The organism is Rathayibacter sp. AY1F4, assembly GCF_002931775.1.
GTDB lineage: Bacteria > Actinomycetota > Actinomycetes > Actinomycetales > Microbacteriaceae > Rathayibacter.
The window spans coordinates 48,595-62,580 of the sequence record NZ_PSVE01000022.1 but is presented as its reverse complement, the minus strand read 5'-3'; the positions used below and the strand labels follow the sequence as shown (position 1 = coordinate 62,580).

The following is a 13,986-nucleotide window of genomic DNA, read 5'->3' as shown; positions in this document are numbered from 1 at the left end:
TGCGCAGGAGGCGGCGGGCGGCGGACGCGACGTGCGCCGGCTTCGCCGCCAGGGCGCGCACCCGCTCGTCGACGCGGCCGGCGAGGTCGGCGCGCGGCACGACCTCGGTCACGAGCTGCCACTCCAGCGCCTCGGCCGCGCGGACCGGGCGGCCGGACAGCACGAAGTCCAGCGCGCGGCGGCGGCCGACGACGCGGGGGAGTGCGGCGGTGACCCCCACGTCCGGGACGAGCCCGACGTCGCCGTACGCGCTGAGGAAGAGGGCGGCGGGAGTCGCGATCACGATGTCGGCGGCCAGAGCGAAGGCGATGCCGGCGCCCGCGACCATGCCGTCGATCGCGCAGACGACGACGGCGCGGCTGTCCTCGAGCAGGCGGATGACCTGGGCGGTCGTGGTCGCGACGTCGCGCAGGTAGTGGTCCGGGTGCTCGGACCCCATGATCGCCGAGATGTCGCCGCCCGTGCAGAACGCGCGGCCGGCCGCGGCGATAACGATGACGGAGCAGCCGGCGTCGGCGTCGAGGTCGGCGACGGTGCTCAGCAGCAGTCGCGCGGTGCCGAGGTCGATCGCGTTGAGGGCGTCGGGGCGGTTGAGGGTGATCCGGGCGACGGAGCCGTCGCGCTCGAGGACGACGCCGGGGGTCGCGTCGATGAGGGGGGTGGCGTGCATGGAAGAGCCTTCAGGGGAGCAGGGGTGTCGAACGCGGGGGGACGTTCTCGGGGGATGACTCACATTCGCAGCCGTCCGCGCGATCGGATGCCTCCTCGCGGCCGATGCTCAGCCGGTCCCGGGGGTACGCGCGGGCGGCGGCCCGTCCCGGCCCTCCTCTACACTGCTGGGGTGATTGATCCCGTACTTCTGCGCGAGAACCCGGACGTCCTGAAGCGCTCGCAGGAGGCGCGCGGCGACTCCGTCGAGCTGGTCGACGAGGCGCTCGAGGCCGACCGCGTGCGCCGTGCGGCGATCACCGAGGCGGAGCGGCTCCGGGCCGAGCAGAACGCCTTCGGCAAGACCGTCGCCAAGGCTCCGAAGGACGAGAAGGCGGCCCTCGTCGTCGAGGCCCAGCGCCTCGCCGCCGCCGCCAAGCAGGCCCAGCAGGAGGCGTCCGAGGCCGGGGACGCCTTCACCGTGCTGGTGAAGCGCATCGCCAACCCGATCATCGAGGGCGTCCCCGCGGGCGGCGAGGAGTCGTTCGAGCTCGTCAGGACGGTCGGCGAGCGCCCCGTCTTCGACTTCGCCCCGCGCGACCACCTCGAGCTCGGCGAGCTGCTGGACGGCATCGACATGCAGCGCGGCGCGAAGGTCAGCGGCGCGCGCTTCTACTTCCTCAAGGGCCTGGTCGCGCGCCTCGAGATCGCCCTGATGAACCTGGGCCTCGAGAAGGCGCTCGCCGCAGGCTTCACCCCGCTGATCACGCCGACCCTCGTGCGCCCCGAGATCATGGACGGCACCGGCTTCCTCGGCGAGCACGACGACGAGGTGTACCGCCTCCGCGACGACGACCTCTACCTCACCGGCACCAGCGAGGTCGCCCTCGCCGGCTACCACGCCGACGAGATCCTCGACCTCTCCGGCGGAGCGAAGCGCTACGCGGGCTGGAGCACCTGCTACCGCCGCGAGGCGGGCTCGGGCGGACGGGACACCCGCGGCATCATCCGCGTGCACCAGTTCAGCAAGCTCGAGATGTTCGTCTACACCCTCCCCGAGGACGCCGAGGCGGAGCACGCGCGCCTGCTCTCGTACCAGGAGGACGTCCTGCAGAGCCTCGGCCTGCACTACCGCGTCATCGACACGGCGGCCGGCGACCTCGGCCAGAGCGCGGCGCGCAAGTTCGACGTGGAGGCGTGGGTCCCCACGCAGGAGACCTACCGCGAGCTGACCTCGACCTCGAACTGCACCACGTTCCAGGCCCGCCGCCTCGACACCCGCTACCGCACCGAGTCGGGGAAGACGGCTCCGGTCGCCACCCTCAACGGCACGCTCGCGACCACCCGCTGGATCGTCGCCCTCCTCGAGACCCACCAGCGGGCGGACGGCTCGGTGCTCGTCCCCGAGGCGCTGCGGCCCCACCTCGGCGGCCTCGAGGTGCTCGAGCCCGTCGCATGAGCGCGGCCCGCGCCTCCGGCCGCCGCCTCGTCGCCCTCGACATCGACGGCACGGTCATGCACGAGGACGGCACCATCACCCGCGCGGTGACGGACGCGATCACCCGCGTGGCCGCCCAGGGCGACGAGGTGATGCTCGCCACCGGGCGCTCGCCCTCCTCCACCCTGCCCGTCGTCGAGCGCCTCGGGATCTCGCCCGAGTACGTGATCTGCTGCAACGGAGCGGTCACGCTCCGCCGGCACGCGTCCGGTGCCTACGTCCCCGAGACGGTCGAGACCTTCGACCCGACGGAGGTCCTCGAGACCATCCGCCGCTCCCTCCCCGACGCGCACTACGCCGTCGAGGACGCGGACGGCGCCTTCTTCTACACCGAGGCGTTCCCGGGCGGTGCCGTGATGGGTGCCGAGACGACCCACGTCCCCTTCGAGGAGCTGCTCGGCCGGCTATGCACCCGCGTCGTCGTGATCTCGCCCGAGACCGGGATCGAGGAGTTCACCTCGCTGGTCGAGGAGATGGGCCTGCACCAGGTCAGCTACGCGATCGGCTGGACCGCCTGGCTCGACATCGCCCCGCACGGCGTCAACAAGTCCACCGCGCTCGAGGTCGTCCGCGAGGAGCTGGGCATCGAGCGGAGCGACGTGGTCGCGCTGGGCGACGGCCGCAACGACATCGAGATGCTCACCTGGGCCGCCGCCGAGGGCGCAGGGCTCGCGATGGGGCAGGCGCCCGACGAGGTGCGGGCTGTTGCCTCCGCCGTGATCCCCTCCGTCCACCAGGACGGCGTGGCGGTCGCGCTCTCGGCGCTGCGCTGACCACGGTCCCGCGCGCTCGGCGGTTACTATCGGGTGTCGCTCCTGCGGGAGCGGCCGGGAGGGCTGTCCGAGCGGCCGATGGAGCCAGTCTTGAAAACTGGTGGGCGGAAACGTCTCGTGGGTTCGAATCCCACGCCCTCCGCCACGCCGTCCGCAGCGGAGTCCCGTTCTTCGCGCCGCTTCCCGCCGGCGCCTTCCGACGCCCTTCCTGGCGCGCGACGACGGAGGCCTGCCCGCTCTCCTTCGGAACGCGCCACCCCTCTGTATAGGATTGCGCGACGCCCGGGATCGACGCCCGGCCCTCACCTCCGCACCACTGACGCCTCGACACCGGGAGACGGATGCGCCGCACGGGCCCTTCGACACAGACTCGCGACACTCCGCGCACGCCGCGCCCCTTCGTGCGGCACGGCCGCCAGAAGCGGCACACCCTCGCGCGGACCCTGGTGAAGGGAGCCGCCCTCGTGGGCGGTGTCGGTGTGGTCGCCTCGGTGTCGGTGGTCGCGATCGCGGCGACGCTGATCGTCCAGTCCGTGCAGCCCTCGGTCGACCTGCACCCGGTCGCGGCCGGCTCCAGCGTCGAGGCCGGGGGCGCGCCGGAGATCGGCGCACTGGAGGGCGGCTTCAACGTCCTGGTCGTCGGCAGCGACTCGCGGAAGGGCCAGGGCGACGCCTACGGCGACCCCGACGAGGAGACGAGCGTCCTCAACGACGTCAACATGCTGATGCACGTCTCGGCCGACCACAGCAACGCGACGGTCGTGAGCTTCCCCCGCGACATGTACGTCGACATCCCGGAGTGCGTGAACGCCGCCACGGGTGAGACGATCCCCGCCCGGTACGACACCAAGATCAACGAGGCGATGGGCAGCGACGTCAGCCTCGGCTGCGTGGCGGGGGTCGTCGAGGACCTCATGGGCGTCCGGGTCGACTACGGCGCGGTCGTGCAGTTCAACGGCGTGATCGAGATGTCGAACGCGGTCGGCGGAGTCGACGTCTGCGTCGCGACCGAGATCGCGGACCCCTACACGAACACCTACCTCGAGCCGGGCGTGCACTCGCTCGAGGGAATGGCGGCGCTGCAGTTCCTCCGCAGCCGCCACGGCATCGGCGACGGCAGCGACCTGACCCGCATCAGCAACCAGCAGGTCTTCCTCTCGGCGCTCGTGCGCCGGATCAAGAGCGCGGACACCCTCCTCAACCCGGTCGCGCTCTACGGGCTCGCGAAGGCGGCGCTCGGCAACATGACGCTCTCGACCGGTCTCGACAACGTGAACACGATGGTCCAGATGGGACTCGCGCTGAAGGACGTCGACCTCGCGGACGTCGTCTTCGCGCAGTACCCGACCGGGGCGACTCCGAGCGGGGTGGAGCCGGACCGCGCCGCGGGCGACGTCCTGGCGAGCGCCCTGCAGACCGATCAGCCGATCGCCATCACCGGCGGCACGGGCGCCGGCGCGACCGTGGAGGGCGAGGCGGCGGCTCCGGCCGACACCGCCGCTCCGTCGGGCCCGGCGACCGCGGATCCGCTGGCGACGGCCGAGGCGGCACCCGGCACTCCTGCAGCGACTCCCGAGGACGGATCCAAGGTTGCCCTGCCAGAATCGGTCACCGGCCAGAGCGCCGACCAGCAGACCTGCTCGGTCGGCTTCTTCGGCTGAGCCGAGGGCGGGCGGCACCACGGGTGCTCTCCACCTCGCGCGCTGACTCCGGGACGACACGCGTCCCGCAGCCGAGAGAGAGTACGACCCGATGAGCGAACGCGCGTCCACCCGGACCACAGCAGCACGGCACGGCCGCCTGCGCCGCCCGAGCGGAGTGCGCTTCGCCGCGCGGATCCTCGCGGCCTGCGTGGGCGTCGGCGTGCTCAGCGCGGTCTGCATCGTGGCGATCGCCGCCTCGCTGATCGCCGGGAGCGCGCGTCCCTCCGTCGACCTCGGGATCGATTCGGGCGGGGGCGACGTGCCCGAAATCGGGGCGATCGAGGGCGGCGTCAACATCCTGCTCGCCGGCAGCGACAGCGCCGACGGATCGGCCGCCGGGGCCTACGGCGAGCGTGCCGAGAACCTCAACGACGTCACAATGCTCATGCACATCTCGGCCGACCACTCGACCGTGGAGGTCGTCAGCTTCCCCCGCGACCTCTACGTCCCGATCCCCTCCTGCACCGACCCGGCCACCGGCGCCGTCTCGGACGCGGTGGACTCGGCGAAGATCAACACCTCGCTCGAGGCCGGCGGGCTGGCGTGCACCGTGCAGACGGTCGAGCAGCTGACCGGGCTCGAGATCCCCTACGCGGCGCTCATCCAGTTCGAGGGCGTCATCGAGATGTCGAACGCGGTCGGCGGAGTGGACGTCTGCGTCGCCACCCCGATCCAGGACGAGTACACGGGCCTGAACCTCGACGCGGGCACGCACACGCTCGTCGGCGCCGAGGCGCTGGCGTTCCTCCGCACCCGGCACGGCGTCGGCGACGGCAGCGACCTCACCCGCATCTCGAGCCAGCAGGTGTACCTGTCGTCGCTGGTGCGCAAGGTGAAGAGCGCGTCGACGCTCTCGAACCCGGTGAACCTCTACGGCCTCGCGAAGGCGGCCGTCTCGAACATGCAGCTCTCGACCTCGCTCGAGAACGTGAACACCCTCGTGTCGATCGGCCTCGCGGTGAAGGACGTCGACCTCGCGAACGTGGTCTTCGTGCAGTACCCGACCTTCATCGACGGCAACGGCGTGTACCCGAGCGAGGACGCGGCGTCCGCGCTGAACGCGGCTCTCCTCGCCGACCAGCCGATCGCGTTGAGCGGCACCACCGGCGGCGGCTCGCAGTCGACGGGGGAGGAGCCCTGGGCGACCGGCGCTCCGGCGGCCACGGAGTCGCCGGCCACCGACGCCCCCGCGACCGACGCCCCCGCGACCGACGCCCCCGCGACCGACGCCCCCGCGACGAGCGCACCCGACGGGCCGGTCACCCTCCCGAGCGATGTCTCCGGGCAGACCGCGCAGCAGGAGACCTGCACGATCGGCCGGCCCCTGTCGGACCAGTAGGCGGCTTCTCGCCCTCCCGCGGAGGGGCGGGCGCCCGTGTCGCGAGGCCCTCGCGCGTGCGGTTATGATGGTCGTCGTGCGTCCGCCAGCGGGCGCTCAGGAGTCGTCGCATAGTCCGGTCGAGTGCACCACCCTGCTAAGGTGGAGAACCCTTTATTGGGTTCCGTGGGTTCAAATCCCACCGACTCCGCATCGTCCGAAGGCCCCGCTCAGGCGGGGCCTTCGTCGTTCCCGGCGGCGCCCGTGCCTGCCGCAGTACCGGCGTCTCCCGGCGGTGCCGGTGACTCCGCAGTGCCGGGGTCTCGCGGTCCCGGAGCCTTCCGGCCGGCGCTCCGCCGCTCGCGCGTGGCGTCGGCGGCCGATGCAACCTGGCGCCACGGCCGCCCGGGATCCGCCGCCGATCCGCCGGGCGGGTGCGCTACCGGAGCGGCTACCCTGATCGGATGTCCAGCCCGATCCTCGACGCCCTGTCCGCCCCTCCCGCGCGGAGGGACGTCGCCTCGATCCGGGGTGCTCTCGCCGAGGTCGCGATCGGCGACTCGGTGCGCGTCCTCGTCCGCTCCCCGCGCTACGGCCTCTACGGGATCGAGGGGGTCGTCCGCCAGGCCGTCGGCGGCGAGCTCGTCGTCGCGGACGTCTTCCTCGGCACGGGGACCGAGATCCAGAGCATCGCCCTGGCTCCGGACGCCGACGAGGTCGGCGGGGAGCGCTCGGCCGAGGGACTCGAGCACGGGGATCCGGTGCGCGTGGCGTTCTCGACTCCGGCGCTCGGGTCGTTCACGATCACGGGCCCGCTGACGGCCGGCGGCCGCGACGGGTTCCTCCTCGTCGGCAGCTGGATCGTCGCGGACGGCGGCGAGCCCGGCCGCCACGTCGACCGCATCGACCGCCTGACGGACGTCGGCGTCCACGAGAAGCACGTCCCCGGGCGCCGCTCCGCGGTCGAGGAGTAGCCCCTCAGCTCTGGCAGTGCGGGCACCAGTAGGTGACCCGCAGCTGCAGCTCGTCGTCGCCGAGCTCACCGCGCTCGATCGGAGTGCCGCAGCGCCGGCACGGCTTGCGGTCGCGGCCGTAGACCCAGAGCTGCTGGCCCGGGCGCAGGTTGCCGGTCGTCGTGCGCTCGATCCGCTCGCGGTTCACGGTGATGAGCCGCTTCGCGAGCGCGATGGTGCGCACGAGGTCGCCGCTCCCGCCGACCGGGCGCGTGGGCAGCACGCCGCGCAGGAAGCACAGCTCGGCGCGGTAGACGTTGCCGAGTCCGGCCATGATCCGCTGGTCGAGCAGCGCGAGCCCGATCGGCCGCTCCGGATCGGCGGACAGGCGTCGCAGCGCCTCGTCCGCGTCCCAGTCGGCGCCGAGCAGATCGGGGCCGAGGTAGCCGACCACGTCCTCCTCGGCCGAGCGCGGGACGATCTCGAGGAGCCCGAGCTCGAAGCCGACCGCCTGCCAGTCCTCGGTCTCGAGGACGATCCGGGCCTGGAACGCCGGCCGGTGCCACTTCGGCCGCTCGCCCTCGCCGCGGGCGTAGAGGTGCCAGCTCCCCTCCATCTTGAGGTGGGAGTGGATCAGCGCGTCGCCGACACGCATCAGCAGGTGCTTGCCGCGGGGGACGACCTCGTCGATCGTCTCGCCGGTGAGGTCGACCGTCGCGTACTTCGGCACGCGGACGTCGCACCGGGTCAGGACCTCGCCGTCCAGCGCCTCGGCGAGGTTGTGGGCGGATCGGTAGACGGTGTCACCCTCGGGCACGCGGGCTCCCTCCGGCGCTCACGAGCGCATCCTCAGGCCGCGCGGATTCGCGACGAAGCCGGCGGCGACGAGGGCGTCGCCGAAGGGCGTGCCGAGCGCGAAGACGCCGTCGATCTTCTCGACGGTGAGCTTCTCGACCCCGCGGGAGCGGACCAGCTGCGAGAGGGCGCCGGCCGCGTCAGCGAGGGTCGCCACGTCGGCGGTGAAGGTGAGGGCGGTCTTGCCGCCGCGCTCGAGATAGACCGCGAGCGCTCCGTCGACGACGGCGACCAGCGCGCCGGCCTTCCGACCGGGGCGGTGCCCCTCGCCCTGCGGCCACGGCAGAGCGGCGCCGAACGGATTGGCGGGGTCGGTCGCCGCGAGCGCGAGCACCGGTCGTGAGCGCTCCTGCGCCTCGTCCTGCGGGGCGAACGTGCGGAGCCGGTCGACGCTGCCGGCGGTGCCGAACTGCGCTGCTCCCAGCTTCTCGATGAAGTAGCCCCTCCGGGCGCGGCCCTGCTGCTCGAAGCCGCTCAGCACCTTGTAGGCGAGGGCGAAGCCGCCCAGGACGCCCTCGGCCTGCACGGAGCCGCGGGTGACGATCCCGTACCGCTCGAGCAGCGTCTCGCCGAGCGCGTGCCCGCGGATCGTCGCGTCCGACTCCGCGAGCGGCACGATCGACCAGCGGCCGCCGGCGGTCGGCGGCCCCACGCGGGTGGCCATCGTGGGGCGGGCGGTCATCCGACCCCGGGGCGCGCGGGCGCGGGCGGGGGCGCGCGGCTGGCGGTGCGCGCCGCCGGTCGAGCCGACGAGGGTGCGCAGCGGCGCCAGGGTGTCGTTCGTGACGAGCCCGGCCCAGACCAGCTCCCACAGGGCCTCGACGAGGCCGGCGTCGTCTGTGGAGCCGACCGCGTCGGAGAGCTGGCGGAAGAAGTAGCCGCCGCCCGAGCCGAGTACGCCGACGATCTCCTGCTGGAGCTCGGTCAGGGTCACGGACTCGGCGGCGGGGACGGGGAGGGTCAGACCGGCCGTGTCGGCGAGGTGGAGGCTCACCCAGCCGTCGTTGCCGGGGAGGGTGCCCGCGCCGGCCCAGAGGACCTCGCCGGTCGCGGTGAGCTCGTCGAGCATCGCGGGGGAGTAGTCGCGCACCCGGGCGGGCAGGATCAGCGACTCCCACGCGGACGCGGGGATGGGCGCGCCGGCCAGCTGGTCGATCACGGAGGCCACGCCGTCGATGCCGCGGAGCGAGCCGCCGACGTGCTGCCAGGCGGGGAGGAAGCGGGCGTAGGCGGCCGCGTCGACCGGCTCCACCTCTTTGCGGAGCGCGGCGAGAGAGCGGCTGCGCAGGCGGCGCAGCACCTCGGCGTCGCACCACTCGGTCCCGGTGCCGGTGGGGCGGAACTCGCCCTCCGAGACGCGGCGCTCGCCCGCGAGGCGGCGCAGGGTGTCGGTGACGACCGCGACGCCGAGGCCCAGGCGGGTGGCGACGGCGGCGGCGGTGAAGGGGCCGTGGGTGCGCGCGTAGCGGGCGACGAGGTCGCCGAGCGGATCGCGGACCGGGTCGATGAAGGCGACGGGGACGCCGATCGGCAGGGGCACGCCGAGGGCGTCGCGGAGCCGCGACGCGTCCTCCATCGCGGCGTACCGCTGCTCCCCGCCGAGGCCCACGGGCAGGACGCGCTTGGCCTTCACGAGCGCGGCCACGTCGGCCTCGAGCACCGCGCGCTCGATCGCGGGCGCCTTCGCGACGTCCGCAGACGCGACCGACTCGTCGACCAGGCGCGCCCCGAGCTCGTCGAGCGTCAGCGGGCCGAGCAGCCGGAGCAGGTCGGCGGCGCCCTCGAGCCCGCGGAGGCGGCGCTCGGGCTCGACGCGCTGCAGCTCGCGCTCGATCTGCGCGAGGACGGCCGGGTCGAGCAGCTCACGCAGCTCCGCCCGGCCGAGCAGCTCGCCGAGGAGCGTCGCGTCGACCGAGAGCGCCGCGGCACGGCGCTCGGCGAGCGGGCTGTCGCCCTCGTACATGAAGGCCGCGACGTAGCCGAAGAGCATGGACCGCGCGAACGGACTGGCGGTCGGCGTCTCGACCTCGAGGATCCGCAGCTCGCGCCCGTCCAGCCGCGCGGCGAGCCGGAGCAGCGCGGGCAGGTCGTAGACGTCCTGGAGGCACTCGCGGACGGTCTCGAGGATGATCGGGAAGGTCGGGTAGGTGCGGGCGACGTCGAGCAGCTGCGCCGCCCGCTGCCGCTGCTGCCAGAGCGGGGAGCGCTTGCCGGGGTTGTACCTCGGGAGCAGGAGCGCCCGCGCCGCGCACTCGCGGAACCGGGCGGCGAAGAGGGCGGAGCCGCCGACCTCGCTCGTGACCAGCTGCTCCAGCTCCTCGCGCTCGAACAGGAACAGCTCGGAGCCCGGCGGCTCCGACTCGGTGTCGGGGATCCGCACGACGATGCCGTCGTCCCCGGCCATCGCCGCTCCGTCGACGCCGTGCCGCTCGCGGACGCGGGCGCCGATGGCGAGCGCCCACGGCGAGTGCACCTGCATCCCGTACGGGGAGTGCAGCACCAGCCGCCAGTCGCCCAGCTCGTCGCGGAAGCGCTCGAGCACGAGGGTGCGGTCGTCCGGGATCTGCCCGGTGGCCAGGCGCTGCTCGTCGAGGAAGGAGAGGAGGTTGTTGGTCGCGTACTCGTCGAGCCCGGCCGCCGTGCAGCGCTCGCGCGCCGTCTCGGGGGCGGCGGCGCCCACCTCGCGGGTGAACGCCCCGATCGCCTCGCCGAGCTCGGCGGGGCGCCCCTGCGAGTCGCCCTTCCAGAACGGGAGGCGCCCGGGCTCGCCGAACGCCGGCGTCACGATCACGCGGTCGTAGGTGATCTCCTGGATGCGCCAGCTGGTGGCTCCGAGCGCGAAGACGTCGCCGACGCGGGACTCGTAGACCATCTCCTCGTCGAGCTCGCCGACGCGGTTGCCGGTCGAGCCCGGCTCGCCGACCATGAACACGCCGAAGAGCCCGCGGTCGGGGATGGTGCCGCCGCTGGTGACGGCGAGGCGCTGGGCGCCGGGCCGGCCGGTGAGCGTGTTCGCGTCGCGGTCCCAGACGAGGCGCGGCCGCAGCTCCGCGAACTGATCGGAGGGATAGCGGCCCGAGAGCAGGTCGAGGGTCGCCTCGTAGGCGGAGCGGGGCAGGGACACGAACGGGGCGCTGCGGCGGACGGTGTCGAACCAGTCGTCCACGTCGAGGCTCTCGAGGGCCGTCGCGGCGACGGTCTGCTGCGCGAGGATGTCGAGCGGGTTCGCAGGGACGGCGATCGCCTCGATCAGGCCGGAGCGCATCCGCTCCGTCGTCACGGCGGAGTGGAGCAGGTCGGCCCGGTGCTTGGGGTAGAAGGACCCGCGCGAGACCTCGCCGACCTGGTGGCCGGCTCGGCCCACGCGCTGCAGGGCGCTCGCGACCGAGGGCGGCGTCTCGACCTGGACGACGAGGTCGACCGCGCCCATGTCGATCCCCAGCTCGAGGCTCGAGGTCGCGACCACGCAGCGCAGGCGGCCGGACTTCAGGTCGTCCTCGATGATCGCGCGCTGCTCCTTGCTCACCGAGCCGTGGTGGGCGCGGGCGAGCAGCGGCTCCTCGTCGGGCGCGGACTGCCCGCTGCCGCTCGTGCCCCCGGCCGCTCCCATCGCCTCGGCCGGGGAGCGGCGGACGGAGGAGGAGGCCGCCTCGGCGAGCAGGGCCCCGACCGCCACGGGCTCGCCTGCCTCACGCGCCCGCTCCGCGGCGAGCTCGCGGCGCTCGGCGTAGATCTCGTTGAGCCGGGCGGTCAGCCGCTCGGCGAGGCGGCGGGAGTTCGCGAAGACGATGGAGGAGGTGTGCGCGAGGACCCGGTCGACGATCGACTCCTCGACGTGCGGCCAGATCGACCCGCTCTGCGGACCGGTGGCCCCCATCGTCGATCCGTCCTGCGGAGCCGCCGTCCCCAGCTCGGACATGTCCTCGACCGGGACGACGACGCTGAGGTCCCACTGCTTCTCGGACGCCGGAGCCACGATCGCGACCGGGGAGCGGCCGGCGAGGAACCGGGCCACCTCCTCGCGCGGGCGCACCGTCGCCGAGAGGCCGATGCGCTGCACCGGCTTCGGGAGCAGGGCGTCGAGCCGCTCGAGGGAGACGGCGAGGTGCGCCCCGCGCTTGGTCGATGCGACGGCGTGGACCTCGTCGACGATGACCGTCTCGACGCCGCGGAGCGACTCGCGCGCCGCCGAGGTGAGCATGAGGTAGAGCGACTCGGGGGTCGTGATCAGGATGTCCGGCGGCGTCTTCTGCAGCACGCGCCGCTCGGCGGGGGGCGTGTCTCCCGACCGCACCCCGACGGTGACCGTGGCCGGCGCGCTCCCGATGCCCTCGGCGCTCAGCCGCAGCGCCGTCTGGGTGACGCCGACGAGCGGCGAGCGGAGGTTGCGCTCGACGTCGACGCCGAGAGCCTTCAGCGGCGAGACGTAGAGCACGCGCGTGCGGTGCTGCGGATCCTCCGGCGGCGGGCCCTGCACGAGCCGGTCGATCGCCCAGAGGAAGGCCGAGAGCGTCTTGCCGGAGCCGGTGGGAGCGACCACGAGGGCGTGCGCTCCGCTCGAGATGGCCGACCAGGCGCCCTCCTGGGCGGCGGTCGGCGCCGGGAACGCGCCCTCGAACCACGCGCGCGTGGCGGGGGAGAAGCGCTCGAGGACGTCCGGCATGCACCCATCCTCCCTGCCACCTCCGACATTGCCGGGGCCGCGGCCCGGGGGCGAGCCCTTGACGCGGGGGAGCCCGTCCGTCAGGCGAAGCCGAGACGCACGAACGTGCCGATGTCGGCGAGCTCGGCCTGCCCGACTCCGTGGGCGACGCCCTCGTAGACCCGGGCGTCGAGCGCCGTGTGCTCCGGGAACCAGGCCGCCGCGTCCCGCACGAGCTCCTCCGGGATCACCGCGTCGAGCGTCCCGCGTCCCCAGAACACCGGCGGACGCTCGCGGGCGAGCCGCTCGTCCGCGTCGTCGCCCTCGGCGAGCGGGACCACGAACCCGGACAGGGCGACCGCGAAGGCGAAGCGGCCCGGCGCGCGCCGAAGCAGCTGCACCGCCAGCGCGGCGCCCTGGGAGAAGCCCAGCAGCCCCACCGGACCCGGGTGCCCCAGAGCGTCGAGCCACTCGATCACACCGGCCGCCGCCGCCTCGACGGCCTCGGGATCGGCCCGCGGCTCATCAGGCACCAGCGGCACCCGGAGGGGCCACCACGCGTTCGCCCCGCCACCCAGGGCGAGAGGCGCCCGGAGGGACGCGAGAACCGGCTCCAGCGGCAGGTAGGCGCCGAGCGAGAACAGGTCCCCCTCGTGCGAGCCGTAGCCGTGCAGCAGCACCAGGAGGGGCCTGCCGACGCGGTCGCGCTCGGAGGAGGACCACAGCACCGCGTTCGCGTCGATTCCCATCGCACCATCATCCCCCTGAGTGCGGGATCGCCGCCGCCGGTCGGAACACCAGCCGCGAAGGGTGAGAATGGCTGCATGAGCGTGCGCACCCCTGACCCGAACTCCGGGTGGCTGTCCGACGACGAACTCGCCGAGATCCGCCGGCGGCTCCCGCTGCTGTACGTGGAGGCCGTGCCCGTCCGGGTCGACGGGCTCGGGCAGGTCACCGAGGTCGGCGTGCTCCTGCGCGCGACCCCCTCCGGCCAGATCACCCGCACGATCGTCTCGGGCCGCGTGATGTACGGCGAGACGCTGCGCGACGCGCTGTTCCGCCACCTCGAGAAGGACCTCGGCCCGATGGCCTTCCCCCTCCTCCCGGCGAGCCCGCTCCCCTTCCACGTCGCCGAGTACTTCCCGATGCCCGGCATGGGGCCGTTCACCGACGACCGCCAGCACGCGGTCTCCCTCGCCTACGTCGTCCCCGTCACCGGCACCTGCGACCCCCGCCAGGACGCCCTCGAGCTCACCTGGATGACCCCCGACGAGGCCTGCTCCGACGCGATCTCCGCCGAGATGGAGGGCGGGCGGGGCGCGCTGATCCGCGCCGCCTTGGCCTCCGTCGGGCGTCTGTCCTAGCGGCGCGGAGCGGACTTCTTGCGCGCCGCGGGGCGGCGCGCCGCGGTCGGCTCTCAGGGACGGCCGGGCGGGTGGAGCGTCGGGCGTTCGCCTAGACGGATTCGCTGGCACGCGAATCCGCCGTTCGGCTCGTGGACCCGGTGTCCACTGGACCTCCCGTTGTCGGGCGAGGACAGGTGGCGGCGCTGCCCGACGACGGCGAAGAGCAGAGGATCGACTGCTCGCGACGCGG

At 73.7% G+C, this 13,986-nt stretch carries 10 protein-coding genes and 2 tRNA genes; 8 read left to right on the top strand and 4 right to left on the bottom strand.

The genetic code is table 11. The annotated features are described in order from the left end of the window. A partial coding sequence (locus tag C5C59_RS13555; RefSeq protein ID WP_104251290.1) for an enoyl-CoA hydratase/isomerase family protein occupies positions 1-670 on the bottom strand: 670 nt, incomplete at its 3' end. 171 nt (positions 671-841) lie between these two features. Here C5C59_RS13555 and serS point away from each other — a divergent pair. The 7 genes from serS (at position 842) to C5C59_RS13520 (ending at position 6,914) form a co-directional block, all read left to right on the top strand. Continuing rightward, positions 842-2,107: a serine--tRNA ligase gene (gene serS, locus C5C59_RS13550; protein WP_104238090.1), complete on the top strand. Its 1,266-nt coding sequence runs from the start codon at positions 842-844 to the stop codon at positions 2,105-2,107. Continuing rightward, positions 2,104-2,919, top strand: a complete 816-nt coding sequence (locus C5C59_RS13545) for an HAD family hydrolase (protein WP_104238089.1) — start codon at positions 2,104-2,106, stop codon at positions 2,917-2,919. The genes serS and C5C59_RS13545 overlap by 4 nt, the downstream gene beginning before the upstream one ends. 57 nt (positions 2,920-2,976) lie before the next feature. Further along, positions 2,977-3,064: transfer RNA gene (locus C5C59_RS13540), tRNA-Ser, on the top strand. A 301-nt stretch (positions 3,065-3,365) separates the two neighbouring features. Then, complete coding sequence (locus C5C59_RS13535; RefSeq protein WP_258062782.1) at positions 3,366-4,580, top strand: LCP family protein; 1,215 nt, start codon at positions 3,366-3,368, stop codon at positions 4,578-4,580. A 91-nt stretch (positions 4,581-4,671) separates the two neighbouring features. Next, a complete protein-coding gene (locus C5C59_RS13530; protein ID WP_104238087.1) occupies positions 4,672-5,961 on the top strand; it encodes an LCP family protein in 1,290 nt (429 codons plus the stop codon). 99 nt (positions 5,962-6,060) lie between these two features. Then, positions 6,061-6,151 (top strand) — tRNA-Ser (locus C5C59_RS13525). Positions 6,152-6,404: 253 nt separating this feature from the next. Next, entirely contained in the window at positions 6,405-6,914 is a 510-nt protein-coding gene (locus tag C5C59_RS13520; RefSeq protein ID WP_104238086.1) for a hypothetical protein, read from the top strand. Positions 6,915-6,918: 4 nt separating this feature from the next. Here C5C59_RS13520 and C5C59_RS13515 read toward each other — a convergent pair whose 3' ends face one another. The 3 genes from C5C59_RS13515 to C5C59_RS13505 form a co-directional block, all read right to left on the bottom strand. Further along, the gene (locus tag C5C59_RS13515; RefSeq protein WP_104226773.1) at positions 6,919-7,710 is read right to left on the bottom strand and encodes a DNA-formamidopyrimidine glycosylase family protein; all 792 of its coding nucleotides are present in this window, start codon (positions 7,708-7,710) and stop codon (positions 6,919-6,921) included. An 18-nt stretch (positions 7,711-7,728) separates the two neighbouring features. Further along, the gene (locus C5C59_RS13510) at positions 7,729-12,411 is read right to left on the bottom strand and encodes an ATP-dependent helicase (protein ID WP_104238085.1); all 4,683 of its coding nucleotides are present in this window, start codon (positions 12,409-12,411) and stop codon (positions 7,729-7,731) included. Between the two features lie 80 nt (positions 12,412-12,491). Then, positions 12,492-13,139 carry an alpha/beta hydrolase gene (locus tag C5C59_RS13505; RefSeq protein WP_104238084.1) on the bottom strand — a complete coding sequence of 216 codons (648 nt, stop codon included), beginning with the start codon at positions 13,137-13,139 and terminating at the stop codon, positions 12,492-12,494. A 75-nt stretch (positions 13,140-13,214) separates the two neighbouring features. Between C5C59_RS13505 and C5C59_RS13500 the strand changes: the two genes are divergently transcribed. Then, positions 13,215-13,754, top strand: coding sequence for an NUDIX hydrolase family protein (locus C5C59_RS13500; RefSeq protein ID WP_104225113.1), 540 nt, complete (start codon positions 13,215-13,217; stop codon positions 13,752-13,754). The last annotated feature ends 232 nt before the right edge of the window (positions 13,755-13,986 follow it).

Coding starts and splice junctions, on each gene's coding strand:
- C5C59_RS13545 (WP_104238089.1), top strand. CDS start 2,104: ATGAGCGCGGCCCGCGCCTCCGGCCGCCGCCTCGTCGCCCTCGACATC.
- C5C59_RS13530 (WP_104238087.1), top strand. CDS start 4,672: ATGAGCGAACGCGCGTCCACCCGGACCACAGCAGCACGGCACGGCCGC.
- C5C59_RS13520 (WP_104238086.1), top strand. CDS start 6,405: ATGTCCAGCCCGATCCTCGACGCCCTGTCCGCCCCTCCCGCGCGGAGG.
- C5C59_RS13510 (WP_104238085.1), bottom strand. CDS start 12,411: ATGCCGGACGTCCTCGAGCGCTTCTCCCCCGCCACGCGCGCGTGGTTC.
- C5C59_RS13505 (WP_104238084.1), bottom strand. CDS start 13,139: ATGGGAATCGACGCGAACGCGGTGCTGTGGTCCTCCTCCGAGCGCGAC.
- C5C59_RS13500 (WP_104225113.1), top strand. CDS start 13,215: ATGAGCGTGCGCACCCCTGACCCGAACTCCGGGTGGCTGTCCGACGAC.